This window comes from Pseudomonas sp. NPDC077186 (assembly GCF_044543505.1).
In the GTDB taxonomy this organism is placed as follows: domain Bacteria; phylum Pseudomonadota; class Gammaproteobacteria; order Pseudomonadales; family Pseudomonadaceae; genus Aquipseudomonas.
In genome coordinates, this window is record NZ_JBITWE010000001.1 from 602,705 (window position 1) to 618,579 (window position 15,875).

General features: G+C 67.0%; 13 protein-coding genes. All 13 read right to left on the minus strand.

The window, feature by feature from the left end; translation table 11 throughout:
• Positions 1-73: 73 nt before the first annotated feature.
• Positions 74-2,698, minus strand: coding sequence for an alanine--tRNA ligase (gene alaS / locus ACIGKL_RS02720; protein ID WP_397485180.1), 2,625 nt, complete (start codon positions 2,696-2,698; stop codon positions 74-76).
• A gap of 126 nt (positions 2,699-2,824) precedes the next feature.
• The gene (gene ltaE / locus ACIGKL_RS02725; protein WP_397485181.1) at positions 2,825-3,829 is read right to left on the minus strand and encodes a low-specificity L-threonine aldolase; all 1,005 of its coding nucleotides are present in this window, start codon (positions 3,827-3,829) and stop codon (positions 2,825-2,827) included.
• 176 nt (positions 3,830-4,005) lie between these two features.
• Complete coding sequence (gene astE, locus ACIGKL_RS02730) at positions 4,006-5,016, minus strand: succinylglutamate desuccinylase (RefSeq protein WP_397485182.1); 1,011 nt, start codon at positions 5,014-5,016, stop codon at positions 4,006-4,008.
• Positions 5,017-5,133: 117 nt separating this feature from the next.
• Positions 5,134-5,418 (minus strand): topoisomerase II, encoded by a 285-nt coding sequence (locus tag ACIGKL_RS02735; RefSeq protein ID WP_397485183.1) that lies wholly within the window; start codon positions 5,416-5,418, stop codon positions 5,134-5,136.
• 91 nt (positions 5,419-5,509) lie between these two features.
• Positions 5,510-6,856: an N-succinylarginine dihydrolase gene (gene astB / locus ACIGKL_RS02740; protein ID WP_397485184.1), complete on the minus strand. Its 1,347-nt coding sequence runs from the start codon at positions 6,854-6,856 to the stop codon at positions 5,510-5,512.
• Complete coding sequence (gene astD / locus ACIGKL_RS02745; RefSeq protein WP_397485185.1) at positions 6,856-8,319, minus strand: succinylglutamate-semialdehyde dehydrogenase; 1,464 nt, start codon at positions 8,317-8,319, stop codon at positions 6,856-6,858. Before astD ends, astB begins: the two co-directional genes overlap by 1 nt.
• 58 nt (positions 8,320-8,377) lie before the next feature.
• Positions 8,378-9,394: an arginine N-succinyltransferase gene (gene astA, locus ACIGKL_RS02750; RefSeq protein ID WP_397485186.1), complete on the minus strand. Its 1,017-nt coding sequence runs from the start codon at positions 9,392-9,394 to the stop codon at positions 8,378-8,380.
• Between the two features lie 95 nt (positions 9,395-9,489).
• On the minus strand, positions 9,490-10,506 hold the full coding sequence (aruF, locus tag ACIGKL_RS02755) for an arginine/ornithine succinyltransferase subunit alpha (RefSeq protein ID WP_397485187.1): 1,017 nt from the start codon (positions 10,504-10,506) through the stop codon (positions 9,490-9,492).
• A 134-nt stretch (positions 10,507-10,640) separates the two neighbouring features.
• Positions 10,641-11,861 (minus strand): aspartate aminotransferase family protein, encoded by a 1,221-nt coding sequence (locus ACIGKL_RS02760; RefSeq protein WP_397485188.1) that lies wholly within the window; start codon positions 11,859-11,861, stop codon positions 10,641-10,643.
• Positions 11,862-12,455: 594 nt separating this feature from the next.
• A complete protein-coding gene (gene argR / locus ACIGKL_RS02765; protein WP_397485189.1) occupies positions 12,456-13,436 on the minus strand; it encodes a transcriptional regulator ArgR in 981 nt (326 codons plus the stop codon).
• A gap of 75 nt (positions 13,437-13,511) precedes the next feature.
• Positions 13,512-14,276, minus strand: coding sequence for an ABC transporter ATP-binding protein (locus ACIGKL_RS02770; protein ID WP_397485190.1), 765 nt, complete (start codon positions 14,274-14,276; stop codon positions 13,512-13,514).
• A 61-nt stretch (positions 14,277-14,337) separates the two neighbouring features.
• A complete protein-coding gene (locus ACIGKL_RS02775) occupies positions 14,338-15,036 on the minus strand; it encodes an ABC transporter permease (protein WP_397485191.1) in 699 nt (232 codons plus the stop codon).
• 10 nt (positions 15,037-15,046) lie between these two features.
• The gene (locus tag ACIGKL_RS02780; protein ID WP_021443531.1) at positions 15,047-15,736 is read right to left on the minus strand and encodes an ABC transporter permease; all 690 of its coding nucleotides are present in this window, start codon (positions 15,734-15,736) and stop codon (positions 15,047-15,049) included.
• Between the last annotated feature and the right edge of the window lie 139 nt (positions 15,737-15,875).

The following is a 15,875-nucleotide window of genomic DNA, read 5'->3' on the forward strand; positions in this document are numbered from 1 at the left end:
CGCCCATTAAACCCGCATCGGGTCACACTGCCAAGGCCCGCCGGACGCACTGCGGGCCCCGTTTTCACACCTGTTACAGGCCCTGCTCGACGAAAGTAGCAGCCAGTGCCAATGCCTCGTCCAGCTTGCCGGCGTCGACGCCGCCGCCCTGGGCCATGTCCGGGCGACCGCCGCCCTTGCCGCCCACGGCTGCCGCGGCCTGACGCATCAGGTCGCCGGCCTTGAGCTTGGCGGTCAGGTCCTGGGTGACCCCGGCGACCAGCACGACCTTGTCGTCCTGTACGCCGCCGAGCAGGATCACGCCACTGCCGAGCTTGTTCTTCAGCTGGTCGACCAGCGCCAGCAGCGCCTTGCCGTCCAGGCCGTCGAGCCGCGCAGCCAGGACCTTGGCGCCCTTGACCTCGACGGCTGCGCCGGCCAGGTCGTTGCCGGCGGCGCTGGCGGCCTTGGCCTTGAGCTGCTCCAACTCCTTCTCCAGCTGACGGTTGCGCTCGAGCACCCCGGCCAGCTTGTCCAGCAGGTTGTCGCGGCTGCCCTTGACCAGCACCGCGGCTTCCTTGAGCTGCTCCTCGGCCGCGTTCAGGTAGCCCAGCGCCGCGGCGCCGGTAACCGCCTCGATGCGGCGCACGCCGGCGGCCACGCCGCCTTCGCTGGTGATCTTGAACAGGCCAATATCGCCGGTACGCGAGACGTGGGTGCCGCCGCACAGCTCGACGGAGAAGTCGCCGCCCATGCTCAGCACGCGCACCTGGTCGCCGTACTTCTCGCCGAACAGCGCCGTGGCGCCCTTGGCCTTGGCGGTATCGATATCGGTTTCCTCGGTTTCCACCGCGGAGTTCTTGCGAATCTCGGCGTTGACTATGTCTTCCAGCGCCTTGAGCTGCTCGGGCTTGATCGCCTCGAAGTGGCTGAAGTCGAAGCGCAGACGCTGGCTGTCGACCAGCGAGCCCTTCTGCTGCACGTGCTCGCCGAGCACCTGGCGCAGCGCGGCGTGCAGCAGGTGGGTAGCCGAGTGGTTCAGCGCGGTGGCCTGACGCACGCTGGCGTCGACCTCGGCCTTGAGCGAGGCGCCGACGCTGAGGCTGCCCTTGGCGACCACGCCATGGTGCAGGAAGGCGCCGCCGGCCTTGGTGGTGTCGCGCACCTCGAAGCTGACGCCGGCCCCCTCGAGGTAGCCGCAGTCGCCGACCTGGCCGCCGGATTCGGCGTAGAACGGGGTCTGATCCAGCACCACCACGCCCTCCTCGCCTTCCTGCAAGCTGTCGACGGCCTGGCCGTCGGCGAACAGGGCAATAATGGCGCCGCTGCCGCGGGTGCCTTCGTAGCCGAGGAAACGGGTGTCGGCGTCGACCTTGACCAGGGCGTTGTAGTCCATGCCGAAGGCGCTGGCGGAACGGGCGCGCTCGCGCTGGGCGGCCATCTCGCGCTCGAAGCCGCTCTCGTCGAGGCTCAGGCCGCGCTCACGGGCGATGTCGCCGGTCAGGTCGTAGGGGAAGCCGTAGGTGTCGTACAGCTTGAACACGGTCTCGCCGGGGATGACCTTGCCCTTGAGGCCGACCAGGTCCTGCTCGAGGATCTTAAGGCCCTGCTCCAGGGTCTTGGCGAACTGCTCTTCCTCGGTTTTCAGCACGCGCTCGATATGCGCCTGCTGCTGCTTGAGCTCGGGGAAGGCCGTGCCCATCTCGGCCACCAGGGCGGCGACGATCTGGTAGAAGAAGCTGCCCTTGGCGCCGAGCTTGTTGCCATGGCGACAGGCGCGGCGAATGATGCGGCGCAGCACGTAGCCACGGCCTTCGTTGGACGGGGTGACGCCGTCGGCGATGAGGAAACCGCAGGAGCGGATATGGTCGGCCACCACCTTCAGCGAAGCCTGGCCGTCGTTGCTGCAACCGATGGCCTCGGCCGCAGCATTGAGCAGGTTCTGGAACAGGTCGATCTCGTAGTTGGAGTTGACGTGCTGCAGCACGGCGCTGATGCGTTCCAGGCCCATGCCGGTGTCCACGCTCGGCGCCGGCAGCGGGTGCAGCACGCCGTCGGCAGTACGGTTGAACTGCATGAACACGTTGTTCCAGATCTCGATGTAGCGGTCGCCGTCCTCTTCCGGGCTGCCGGGCGGGCCGCCCCAGATGTGCTCGCCGTGATCGAAGAAGATCTCGGTGCAAGGGCCGCACGGGCCGGTATCGCCCATCGCCCAGAAGTTATCGGAGGCGTACGGCGCGCCCTTGTTGTCGCCGATGCGGATCATCCGCTCGGCGGGGATGCCGACTTCCTGGGTCCAGATGTCGTAGGCCTCGTCGTCGGTGGCGTAGACGGTGACCCAGAGCTTTTCCTTGGGCAGTTTCAGCCACTTGTCAGAGGTGAGGAATTCCCAGGCGTAGTGAATGGCATCGCGCTTGAAGTAGTCGCCGAAGCTGAAATTGCCTAGCATTTCGAAGAAGGTGTGGTGGCGCGCGGTGTAGCCGACGTTTTCCAGATCGTTGTGCTTGCCGCCGGCGCGTACGCACTTCTGGCTGGTGGTGGCGCGGGTGTAGGCGCGCTTTTCCAGGCCGAGGAAGCAGTCCTTGAACTGGTTCATCCCCGCGTTGGTGAACAGCAGGGTCGGGTCGTTCGCCGGGATCAGCGAGCTGGAAGCGACACGGGTGTGCCCTTTTTCTTCGAAGAAGCTCAGGAAGGCTTCACGGATTTCTGCGCTTTTCATAGGGATCTTCCACGGAATCAGGCGGCCACGGCAAAAGCCGGCAAAGGGCCGCATTATATCGGGCCCACCGCGCGCGGCTAGTGCCTTTGTTGATAGCAGGCGCCTATCGGATGCTGCGGTTACGACTCAAAGCGAGCGAAAAACGGCAAAGGCCTCGATCACCTGCTCGATTTGCTCCGCGCTGACATCCAGATGAGTGACCAGACGCAGGCGTGGCGCCGCGCTGACGGCGATGCCGCGCTCGGCCATAAAGGCCTTGATCCGCTCGGCCCGCTCGCCGAGCTGCACATAGACCATATTGCTCTGCACCGGCTCGACCGCGTAGCCCAGTTCGACCAGACCTTCACCCAGGCGCGCGGCATTGGCGTGGTCGTCGGCCAGACGCTCGACCTGATGCTGCAGGGCATAGAGTCCCGCCGCGGCCAGCACGCCGGCCTGGCGCATGCCACCGCCGACCATCTTGCGCAGGCGCCGCGCCTTGCCGATCAGCGCCTCGCTGCCGCACAGTACCGAACCGACCGGCGCGCCGAGGCCCTTGGACAGGCACACCGAGACCGAATCGAAGTGCCGGGTGATCTCCCGCGCCGGCAGGCCCAGCTTGACCGCGGCGTTGTACAGCCGCGCACCGTCCAGGTGCAGAGCCAGGCCGCGGCGACGGGTCAGCTCGCGGGCGGCGGCCAGGTAGTCAAGCGGCAGCACCTTGCCCTGCATGGTGTTTTCCAGGGCCAGCAGGCGGGTGCGGGCGAAGTGGAAGTCGTCCTGCTTGATCGCCGCCTCGACCTTGGCCAGGTTCAGCGAACCGTCGGCCTCGCCGTCGAGCGGTTGCGGCTGGATCGAGCCGAGCACCGCGGCGCCGCCGCCCTCGTATTTGTAGGTGTGCGCCTGCTGGCCGACTATGTACTCGTCGCCGCGCTCGCAATGGGCCATCAGGCCGAGCAGGTTGCTCATGGTGCCGGTGGGCACGAACAGCGCCGCCGCGAAGCCCAGCTCGTTGGCCAGCCAGGCCTCCAGGCGATTGACCGTGGGATCCTCGCCATAGACATCGTCGCCCAGTTCGGCGGCGAGCATGGCTGCGCGCATGCCGGCGGTGGGCTGGGTGACGGTATCGCTGCGCAGGTCGATCGGGGGCATGGCGGACATCCTTGAGTGGCACGGAAAAGGCCATGCTACGAGGCCGCCTCGCGCCGTCACAAGATACAGTTGGCTGCGAAATCGGCAGACGCCGCTCGTGGGAGGCGCTTCAGCGGCGATCAACCATGGATGGTTATTGTCGCGGCTAAAGCCCCTCCCACAGCTCGTCGTGCGGGCTACGCCAGGTTGGAACCGTCGTCCGGCACGATCAGGATGCCGGCGCGCAGGCCGTTCTTCACCTTGGGATTGGGGAAGATGATGCGCGCGCCCTGCTCTTCCACCACCCAGCGGGTGTCGGCGATGTCCTCGGCGAGCAGGTAGCCGGGTTCCAGTTCGCTGAAGTTCTCGATATCGGCCGGCAGGTGCAGCTGGAAGCTGTCGCTGTGCTTGATGATCTCGCGCGCCACGGCGAACAGTTGCAGGCCGTCCAGGCCCTGGGCCTGCGGCGCCGGTTCGCGCCCCTCGATCAGCGCGACGAGGGCATTCTCCAGCAGGTCGAGATTGACCAGCTGGTTCTGGCCGAAGGCACGCGCCTTGCCCAGCTCCAGGGTGAAGGCCTCGGCGCCGAGCTGGGCGTAGGTGTAGGAACTGAAGGTGATCGAGCCCTTGTTCTGCAGCAACACCGCCTCGATGCCGGCGGCGCGCAGGCGCTCGAGCTCGCGACGTGAGTGCGCGCGCCCCTGGTGCCAGGGGTAGAGGGCGAACTGCTCGATCTTCGAGCCGCGAATGGCGGTATGCAGGTCGTAGTGCAGACGGGTGCGGCCGTCCTTGCTGAAGAAGGTCGCCGCCAGGTGTTCCAGGTCGCAGGCGCGGATCGCCTCGAAACCGCTGGACTGCTCATGGCGACCGTTGAACAGGCGATTGATGTCCTGCTCCACGTAACGCTCGCCGCGGCGCATGGCCTCGGGGTTGCCAAACAGGAAGAGCATGCGCGCCGCCGGATGCAGCTCGTTGCGCGCGATGCCGCGCAGCAGGCGGTCGAGCAACTCGATCGGCGCGGTTTCGTTGCCGTGGATGCCGGCCGACAGCAGCAGATCCAGGCCGCTGTCGCGCGCCGCCGGCGGGGTCACCTCCAGCGCGCCTTCGGCCAGCCAGCGCAAACGCGTGCCCTCGGGGGTCAACTGGATCTTCGCCGACGGCTCATGGCCGGCCAGGGTCAGTTCAAGCAGTTTGCCGAGGGCAAGCATCGGATACTCCTCAGTTCGTAGGGCGGACATGCCGAAGGCTTGTCCGCCGGTGACCGTCGGTGGACAAGGCTACGCCATGTCCACCCTACAGGCTGAAGCCTTTAAGCCGCCTTTCGATCAATGATCATGGTTGCAGTCGGGGCCGTGGACGTGATCGTCCTCGTCCAGCTCGGCCGGCTCCATCTCCAGCTGCAGGCTGACCAGGTTGGTCGCCTGCGGACGCAGCAGCAGGTTGGCGAACTCGCTGTCGCCCTCGGCGACGTCGACGCCGATCAGCAACTGGTCGCCGACCGCCTGCACCCACAGCTCCTTGCCCTGCCAGACCACGGCAAAGCGACTGCAGGAGGTTTCCAGCTGGGTGCCGTCGGTATCTTCGAGAATCAGTTGCAGGGCGTCGCTCATAAAATCTCCGGGGTTAGGTAGGACGAATCACGCTTCATCGATCCACCAGACTGCGCACGGTGGATGTAAACAGCGACATCCACCCTACGGCTCAGTTCAGTTGGAAAGGATAGACCGAGCCCAGTTTAAGGATCTGCGTCAGTTCATCCAATGCCGTGCGGCATTCGATCAACAATTGCGGATCGGCCAGGTCGGCTTCGCTGAGGCGGTCGCGGTAGTGCTTGTCGACCCAGGCCACCAGGGTGTCGTGCAGCTCGGGGCTCATCACCACGCCCGGATTGACCGCGGCCAGCTCCTGCTCCTTGAGCGCCACGCGCAGGCGCAGGCAGGCCGGGCCGCCGCCGTTCTGCATGCTCTGCTTGAGGTCGAACACCTTGACCTCGCGGATCGGCCCGTTGCTGGCGGTCAGCTGCTCCAGGTAACGCCAGACGCTGGCGTTGCCCTTGCACTCCTCCGGCACCACCAGCAGCATGGAGCCGTCTTCACGGCTCAGCAGCTGGCTGTTGAACAGGTAGGACTTGACCGCATCCTCCACGCTCACGGTGCCGGCCGGCACGCACACCGCCTGGAAATTGCCGCCGCGCCGGGCCAGCTTGTCGCCCAGCACGGCGAGTACCTTGTCGGTATCGAGGAAGGCGTGCTGGTGATAGAACAGCACCTCGCCGTTGCCCACCGCGATCACGTCGTTGTGGAACACGCCCTGGTCGATCACCTCGGGATTCTGTTGGGCGAACACCACCCCGGCCTTGCCCAGGCCATGCAGGCGGGCCACCGCCTGCGAGGCTTCCAGGGTCTGCCGCGCCGGGTAGCGCTGCGGGGCCGGATAGCGGCTATCGAAGGCGCTGCGGCCGTAGACGAAGAACTCCACGCCCGGCTCGCCGTAGCCCTTGCAGAAGCGCGTGTGGTTGGCCGCGCCCTCGTCGCCGAACTGGCTGACCGCCGGCAGCGCCGGGTGATGGGCGAAGTGCTTGTCGCTGGCGAACATCGCCTGCAGCACACGGCTGGTGGTCGGGTGCTCGATCGAGCGGTGGAACTTGCAGTTGAGGTTGGCGGCGGTGAAGTGCACGCGGCCGTCGGCCGTGTCGGCGCTGGGGCTGACGGTGCAGGCGTTGGCCGTCCACATGCTGGAGGCCGAGCAGCTTGCAACCAGCAGCGGCATGGCGCCCTTGGCGGCCTTGGCGATCACCTGCGCGTCGCTGCCGGTAAAGCCCAGGCTGCGCAGCGCGGCGACGTCCGGGCGCTCCTGCGGGGCCAGCACACCCTGCTTGAAGCCCATTTCCATCAGCGCCTTCATCTTCGCCAGGCCCTGCTTGGCCGCCTCCTTCGGACTGGAGACCGCCTGGCTGTTGCTCTGCGAGGCGACGTTGCCGTAGGACAGCCCGCCGTAGTTGTGGGTCGGCCCCACCAGGCCGTCGAAGTTCATCTCATAGGCAGTCATTACAGAGTCACTCCCGGAGTCAGTGTGGTGGGCAGGGCCAGGGTGTCGCTCTCCAGCGAGGCCACCGGGTAGGCGCAGTAGTCCGCGGCGTAGTAGGCGCTGGCGCGGTGGTTGCCGGAAGCGCCGACGCCGCCGAACGGCGCGCTGCTGGCGGCGCCGGTGAGCTGCTTGTTCCAGTTGACGATGCCGGCGCGGCTGCGCAGCCAGAACTGCTCGTAGCGCGCCTTGGAGTCCGACAGCAGGCCAGCGGCCAGGCCATAGGCGGTGGCGTTGGCCTCGGCGATGGCGGCGTCGAAGTCGGCGTAACGGATCACCTGCAGCAGCGGGCCGAAGAACTCCTCGTCCGGCCGCTCGGCCACGGCGCTGACATCGAGGATGCCCGGGGTCAGCAGCGCGGCGCCGGCCTGCGGCTGGGTCATCGCCAGTAGCGCGATGGCGCCCTTGGCCAACAGTTCCTGCTGGGCCTGCATCAGGTGCGCGGCCGCCTGCAGGGAAATCACCGAGCCCATAAAGGGCGCCGGCTGCTCATCGAAACGGCCGACCTTGAGCTGCGCGGCGACCTGCACCAGACGGGCTAGCAGCGCATCTCCCCACTCCCCTTGCGGCACCAGCAGGCGGCGCGCGCAGGTGCAACGCTGGCCAGCACTGATAAAGGCGGACTGGACGATGGTGTAGACGGCGGCATCGACATCGGCCACCTGGTCGACGATCAACGGGTTGTTGCCGCCCATCTCCAGCGCCAGGATCTTGTCCGGGCGGCCGGCGAACTGGGCATGCAATAGGTTGCCGGTGCGGCTGGACCCGGTGAAGAACAGGCCGTCGATTCCGGGGTTGCCGGCCAACGCCACGCCGGTCTCGCGAGCGCCCTGCAGCAGATTGAGCACCCCGGACGGCAGACCGGCCTCGGCCCAGCACTTGACGGTCAGCTCGGCGACCTTGGGGGTCAGCTCGCTGGGCTTGAACAGCACGCAGTTGCCGGCCAGCAGCGCCGGCACTATATGACCGTTGGGCAGGTGGCCGGGGAAGTTGTAGGGGCCGAACACCGCCACCACGCCATGCGGCTTGTGCCGCAGCACGGCGGTGGCGTCGGCCAGCGGCCCGCTCTTCTCGCCGGTGCGCTCGCGGTAGCTCTGGATGGAGATGGCGACCTTGTTGACCATGCTGGTCACCTCGGTGGCGGCCTCCCACAGCGGCTTGCCGGTTTCCTCGCCGATGGCGCGGGCCAGTTCGTCGGCGTGGGTCTTCAGGCAGGCGGCGAAGCGCTCCAGCACGGCGATGCGGCCATCCAGCGAATGCGCGGCCCACAGCGAGAAGGCGGCGCGCGCGGCCTGCACGGCCTCGTCGACCTGCGCCGCGCTAGCGCCGCGGCCCTGCCAGATCACGGCCTGGCTGACCGGGTCGAGCGACTGCAGCGGCTCGCCCTGGCCAGCGTGCCAGTGGCCTGCGATGTAATGAGTGCTCATCTTGTTCTATCACTCCCAGCGTCTATCGGCAGGCCAAGCCTGCGCGAAAAAAATCTTCTCAGCCGCGCGCCGACAGCGGCACCGCGCGCACCTGGTCGCCCGCCGACAGCTGCAGGCGCTTGGCGGTCTGCGGGTCGACCACCAGGGTGCCGGCGGCCAGCCGCGCCGGCGCGGCGGTGATGCGGCAGTCCTCGCGCTTGCGGTTGTGCATCAAAAACGGCGCGGCGTCGTCGCCCGGGGTGCCGATCGCCAGCACCAGGTTCTGGCTGTCACGCACCGCGCGGATCTTCGCGGTTTCCGCCTCGATGGCCGGGCCGGCGTCGAAGATGTCGACATAGCCCTGGTAGCTGAACCCCTCGGCCTTGAGCATGGCCAGCGCCGGCTCGGTGTCGGGGTGCACGCGGCCGATCACCGCGCGCGCATCCTCGGAGAGGAAGCAGGTATAGAGCGGGAACTTGGGCATCAGCTCGGCGATGAAGGCCTTGTTGCCGACCCCGGTGAGGTAGTCCGCCTGGCTGAACTCCATCTTGAAGAAATGCCGCCCCAGGCTCTCCCAGAACGGCGAACGGCCGCCCGCATCGGACATGCCGCGCATCTCGGCGATCACCTTGTCGCCGAACAGCTCGCGGAACTCGGCGATGAACAAGAAGCGCGCCTTCGACAGCAGGCGGCCGTTGAGGCCACTGCGGTGCTCGGCATGCAGGAACAGCGAGCACAGTTCGGAGTTGCCGGTCAGGTCGTTGGCCAGGAACAGCGTCGGCACCTGGCGGTGGATGTGCAGCTCCTGCGAGGCGCTGACAGTCAGGCCGACCCGGTAGTTGTACCAGGGCTCGCGCAGGCCGACGGCGCCGGCCACGGCGGAGATGCCGACGACCTTGCCGGCGTCGTCCTCGAGCACGAACAGGTAGTCGGCATCGGCGCGCTCGGCCTGGCCGCGGAAGGTCTTCTCGGCCCAGCCGACCCGGTGCGCCAGGCGCTCCTCGTTGGCCGGCAAGGTGGTCAGGCCGGCGCCGGTACTGCGTGCCAGGTCGATCAGCGCCGGCAAATCGGCACTGCGCACGGGACGAACGATCATGGATCCTCCGGATCAGCTAAGAGCTTCAAGCGGCAAGCTACAAGTTAGAAGACAGGCTGGCTTGCCGCTCGTGGCTTGCAGCTTGCCGCTTCGGTTTAAACCGCCACCAGGCGGACGCTGGCGCCTTCGCCGACGCCCAGGGCCTCGGCGGCCTCCAGGCTAAGGCAGACCGGCTTACCCGGCACCCAGTCGAGGTCGGCGACTATGGCGCGGAAATCCTGCAACTGGCCGTTGCTCACCAGGTACTGGCGCCCGCCCTTCTCGGCTTCGCCGAGCTTCACCGGCACCAGGCGGCTCTGGGCGATGCTGCGGATGCCCGAGGTGCGCGCGTGCAGGGTCGGCCCGCCGTCGAAGATGTCGATGTAGTGGTCGGTCTCGAAGCCTTCGCGCATCAGGATGTCGAAGGTGATCTGCGCCCGCGGGTGCACCTGGCCCATGGCCTCCTGCGCCTCGTCCGGCAGCAGCGGCACGTAGATGGGGTAATGCGGCATCAGCTCGGCAAGGAAGGTGCGGCTCTTCAACCCGCACAGGCGCTCGGCCTCGGTGTAGTTCATGTCGAAGAAGTTGCGCCCCACCGCGTCCCAGAACGGCGAGTCGCCGTGCTCGTCGCTGTGGCCGACGATCTCCACCACCACCGCATCGGCGAAGCGCTCGGGGTGGCCGGCCATGAACAGCAGGCGGCCGCGCGAGTTGAGCTCGGCGAACACGCTGCTGACCAGCGGTCGCTCGACGTAGAAGCTGGTGAGCAGGCTGTTGCCGGTCAGGTCGTGACACAGCGACAGCACGTGGATCTTGTTGTGGATCGAAAGCGATCGCGAGTTGTGCACGAAGGTCTCGTTGCGAAAGCTGTAGAAGGGTTCGGAGTAGCCGGCCGAGGCGACGATGGCGGAGCAGCCGACCAGGCGACCGCTGGCGCTGTCCTCGAGGACGAAGAAGTAGCTTTCCTCGCCATTGAAGCTGACTTCGGCGGCGAACGACGCCTCCGAGGCGGCGATCTTGTCGCGCAGCCGCTCGGCATCGTCCGGCAGCGAAGTGACCCCCACCGGGCTATCCGCGGCGAGCCGCTGCACGTCCGCCAGGTCCGCCATTTGCGCAGGGCGCATTACCAGCATGGGGTCACTCCTTTTCAAGAAAAGCCCCGGATGCCACGCACGGGCAGCCGGAGAACGCCGCGGCCATGGCCGCGACACACACAGGATCGTCATCCGTGAGGGAAGCCCGGCGCCTACCTGCGCCGGGCACTCGCTCAGGCGTTGGCCAGCTTGTTCAGGGCGCGCTCGAAGCGGGCCAGGCCCTCGTCGATGTCGGCGTCGTCAACCACCAGGCTGGGGGCGAAGCGCACCACGTCGGGGCCGGCCTGCAGCACCATCAGGCCTTCGCCGGCGGCGACATCGAGAATCGCCTTGGCCTTGCCCTTCCAGGCGTCGTTGAGCACGCAGCCGAGCAGCAGGCCCAGGCCACGCACCTGGGTAAACATGCCGAAGCGCTCGCCGAGCTCGCTCAGCTTGGCGGCGAAGCGCTGGTGCTTGGTCTTGACCCCGGCCAGCACCTCGGGGGTGTTGATCACGTCGACCACCGCCTCGGCCACCGCGCAGGCCAGCGGATTGCCGCCGTAGGTGGTGCCGTGGGTGCCGACCGTCAGGTGCTTGGCCAGCTCGCTGGTGGTGAGCATGGCGCCGATGGGGAAACCGCCGCCCAGGCTCTTGGCGCTGGAGAGGATGTCCGGGGTGACGCCGTAGTGCATATAGGCGAACAGTTCGCCGGTGCGGCCCATGCCGCTCTGCACCTCGTCGAACACCAGCAGCGCGTTGTGCGCGTCGCACAGCTCGCGGGCGCCCTGCAGGTAGGCCTGGTCGGCCGGCAGCACGCCACCCTCGCCCTGGATCGGCTCCAGCACCACCGCGCAGGTCTTGTCGGAAATGGCCGCCTTCAGCGCTTCCAGATCGTTGTAGGGCACGTGGGTGATGCCCTGGATCTTCGGCCCGAAGCCGTCGGAGTACTTCGGCTGGCCGCCGACGCTGACGGTAAACAGGGTACGGCCGTGGAAGCTGTTGGTGGCGGCGATGATCTCGTGCTTGGCCTCACCGAAGCGGTCGTGGGCCACGCGACGGGCCAGCTTGAACGCGGCCTCGTTGGCTTCGGCGCCGGAGTTGCAGAAGAACACGCGCTCGGCGAAGGTGGCGTCGACCAGCTTCTTGGCCAGGCGCAAGGCCGGCTCGTTGGTGAACACGTTGGAGATGTGCCAGAGGGTGTTGGCCTGCTCGGTCAGCGCGCCGACCAGCGCCGGGTGGCAGTGGCCGAGCACGTTGACGGCGATGCCGCCGGCGAAGTCGATCAGCTCTCGACCGCTCTGATCCCAGACTCGCGAGCCCTGGCCGCGCACGGGTACGAAGGCTGCGGGAGCATAGTTGGGCACCATGAACTGGTCGAAATCGGTGCGCTGCACCGCATCGTGCTGAACGGACATCGAAACTCTCCTGATAAGGAAAACCGGCCTGCAACGAGCCACGCGGGCGGCCCATTGCGACGGGGAATGCAAGGATTGTAGGGACTGATTCGGGGTCGGCATTGCCGCCATGCGACAACTTCTTATAGCGCCAACCCGGGTTTTCCGGGGGCTTTCGTCAAAGCGACAGAAAGCGTCGGAAAGGCGCAGTTTAAACGCAGTTCGCCGCCAGGGCGCACGGCGACGGAAAAAATCTCCGCAGGCTGACCGGCCGGTATCGACTGAGCCAATTGCGCAAGTCGGACAGACTGCGTAGCCCGGATGCAGTCCGGGAAACCGGTGCCCATACCATCCCGATGAGCCGACGCTCGCCCTCTCCCCGGCCCCTCTCCCGTAAACGGGCGAGGGGCGACCAACCCGGGACAATGGCGCCTGGCGCAGCATCGCCCCGGATTACATCCGGGCTACGCGCCGAACGATCGGTATCGACTGAGCCAGCTGCGTAGGGCGGACATGGCGCAGCCTTGTCCGCCATGGTCACGCCATTGCCGGTGGACAAGCCTGCGCCATGTCCACCCTACCGTCATGCGGCAGGCATAAACCGTGGGAGGGGCTTCAGCCGCGCTCGACCGGGGTGGAGCTGAGTTCGAAGGGGCTGTTGCTGCGCCGCTGGTTGCGGTCGTCGCGCGGGGTGGCGCCGAAGAAGTTGCGGTAGGCACTGGAGAAATGCGGCCCCGAGGAGAAACCGCAGGACAGGCCGATCTGGATGATCGACTTGCTGGTCTGCATCAGCAGCTGGCGCGCCTTGTTCAGGCGCAGCTCCAGGTAGTACTGGCTGGGCACGCGGTTGAGGTACTGCTTGAAGATGCGCTCCAGCTGGCGACGCGACACGCACACGTGCTGGGCGATCTCGTCGGTGGTCAGCGGCTCCTCGATATTGGCCTCCATCAGCAGCACCGCCTGGGTCAGCTTGGGATGGCTGGAGCCGAGGCGGTTCTGCAGCGGAATGCGCTGGCGCTCGCCGCCCTCGCGGATGCGCTCGACCACCAGCTCCTCGCTGACCGCACCGGCCAGCTCGGCGCCATGGTCGCGCGCCAGCACCGCCAGCAGCAGGTCGAGCACCGCCAAACCGCCGCAGGCGCTGAGGCGGTCGCGGTCCCAGTCGAACAGGTGACTGGTGGCGATGACCTTGGGAAAGCGCTCGGCGAAGTCGTCCTGCCAGCGCCAGTGCACCGCCGCGCGGTAGCCGTCGAGCAGACCGAGCTGGGCCAGCGGATAGACCCCGGCGGACAGCCCGCCGATCACGCAGCCGCTGCGCACCTGCTGCTTGAGCGCGGCGGCCAGGCCGGCGGAAACCGGCGCCGGCGGCACGTCGGCGAGCAGGAACAGCTTGTCGCAACCGTCCAGATGGCCGGCCCAGGGCTCGCCGGGCAGGCGCCAGTCGCCGGCGGCCAGCGGCTCGGCCTGGAGGAACACCAACTCGTACACCACCTCCGGATGCACACGCTGCGCCACGCGCAACGCCTCCTCGGCCAGCGACAGGGTCAGGGCCTTGGTGCCGGGCCAGTAGAGGAAGCCGATTCGATGGGGGGTCATGAGTGCCTGTTCAAAGTCTGCTGCGCGTCGGCCTGCCGAGGTGAGCGCAGGGCTTGGGCGAAGTGTAGCCGCTGGTTACTTGAGGCTGCCGGAAAGGAACTGCTGCAGCCGCTCGGACTGCGGATTGACCAGCACTTCACGCGGGTTGCCGCGTTCCTCGACCACGCCCTTATGGAGGAACACCAGCTGGTTGGACACCTCGCGGGCGAAGCCCATCTCGTGGGTCACCACCACCATGGTGCGCCCCTCCTGAGCCAGGTCCTGCATCACCTTGAGCACCTCGCCGACCAGCTCCGGGTCGAGCGCCGAGGTCGGCTCGTCGAACAGCATCACCTCCGGCTCCATGGCCAGGGCGCGGGCGATGGCCACGCGCTGCTGCTCGCCGCCGCTCATATGCGCGGGATAGGCGTCCTTGCGATGGGCCACGCCGACCTTGGCCAGGTAGTGCTCGGCCTTGTCGCGCGCCTCGGCCTTGTTCACGCCGAGCACGTGCACCGGCGCCTCCATGACGTTGTCCAGGGCGCTCATGTGCGACCACAGGTTGAAGTGCTGGAACACCATCGACAGGCGCGAGCGCATGCGCTGCAGCTGCTTGGCGTCGGCGGCCTTGAGCGCACCCTCCTTGTTCGGCACCAGCTTGAGCTCCTCGCCGTTGAGCAGGATCTTGCCGCCGTGCGGCTGCTCCAGCAGGTTGATGCAGCGCAGGAAGGTACTCTTGCCCGAGCCGCTCGAGCCGATGATGCTGATCACGTCGCCAGCCTTGGCCGCCAGGGACACGCCCTTGAGCACCTCATGGCTGCCGTAGCGCTTGTGCAGGTCCTGAACTTCGAGTTTGTACATGGTTTCCACTCTCTTGAATCAGCCGCCGAACCGGCGACCCAGGGAAATTGACGACCGCCGTTCAGGCCTTGCGCGGCGCCAGGTAGGCCAGCCAGCGCAACTCGGCGCGCTTGAACAGGCGCACCAGGATGAAGGTCAGCACCAGGTAGAACAGGCCGGCAGTGATGAACGCCTCGAACGGCATGTAGTACTGCGAGCTGACCGTGCGCGCCGCGCCGGTGATGTCGATCAGGGTGACGATCGACGCCAGTGAGGTGGTGTGCAGCATCATGATCACCTCGTTGCTGTACTGCGGCAGCGCGCGGCGCAGGGCCGAGGGCAGGAGGATGCGGCGGTACAGCTTGGCGCGCGACATGCCCATGGCCTTGGCCGCCTCGATCTCGCCATGCGGCGTGGCCTTGAGGCTGCCGGCGAGGATTTCCGCGGTGTAGGCGCTGGTGTTGATGGCGAAGGCCAGGCAGGCGCAGAAGGTGGCGCTGGAGAAATACGGCCACAGGAAGCTGTCGCGGATGAACTCGAACTGGGCCAGGCCGTAGTAGATCAGAAACAGCTGCACCAGCATCGGCGTGCCGCGGATCACGTAGGTGTAGAGCCAGGCCGGGAAGTTCACCAGCGGCGACTTGGACACCCGCATCAGCGCCAGCGGCAGCGCCAGGCTGAGGCCCAGGGCCAGGGAGATCAGGAGGATTTTCAGGGTCACCAGCACGCCGCTGAAGTACAGCGGCAGGTTCTCCCAGATCATGTTGTAGTCGAAGATCATGGCGCGGCTCCTACAGCTCGGCGGCCTTGGTGCCGACCGAATAGCGTTTCTCGAGGAAACGCAGGGCCAGCAGGGAAACACTGGTCAGCACCAGGTACAGCGCCGCCACCGCCAGGTAGAAGGTGAACGGCTCGCGGGTCGCGTCGGCGGCGCTCTTGGCCTTGAACATCATGTCCTGCAGGCCGACCACCGAGATCAGCGCGGTGGCCTTGGTCAACACCAGCCAGTTGTTGGTGAAGCCGGGAATGGCGAAGCGGATCATCTGCGGCACCAGGATGCGGAAGAACACCTGCACCCCGCTCATGCCGTAGGCCGCACCGGCTTCCGCCTGACCCTTGGGAATGGCCATAAAGGCGCCGCGGAAGGTCTCCGACAGGTAGGCGCCGAAGATGAAGCCCATGGTGAACACGCCGGCGACGAAGGGGTTGATGTCGATGTAGTCGTCGTAGCCGAGCAGCGGCGCGACGCGGTTCACCAGGTCCTGGCCGCCGTAGAAGATCAGCAGGATCAGCACCAGGTCGGGAATGCCGCGAATCACCGTGGCGTAGGTCTCGCCGAGCATGGCCAGCCAGCGGATCGGCGACAGGCGAAAGGCCGCACCGAGCAGACCGAGGAAAATCGCCACCGCCATCGAGGTCAGGGCCAGAAGCAGGGTGAGCCAGGCACCGTCGAGAATGGTCGAGCCGTAGCCTTGAAGCATGCGCTAGTACCTCATGCGGGTGCCGCGAACGGCGCCAGGTAGCACAACAGAAATTGCCGGGAGCCAGGCTCCGCGACGGCCCAGAGGGCGGCCGCCAGGGCTGGCGACCAGAAAGAAGCGGCACAAACCGCGGGGGAAG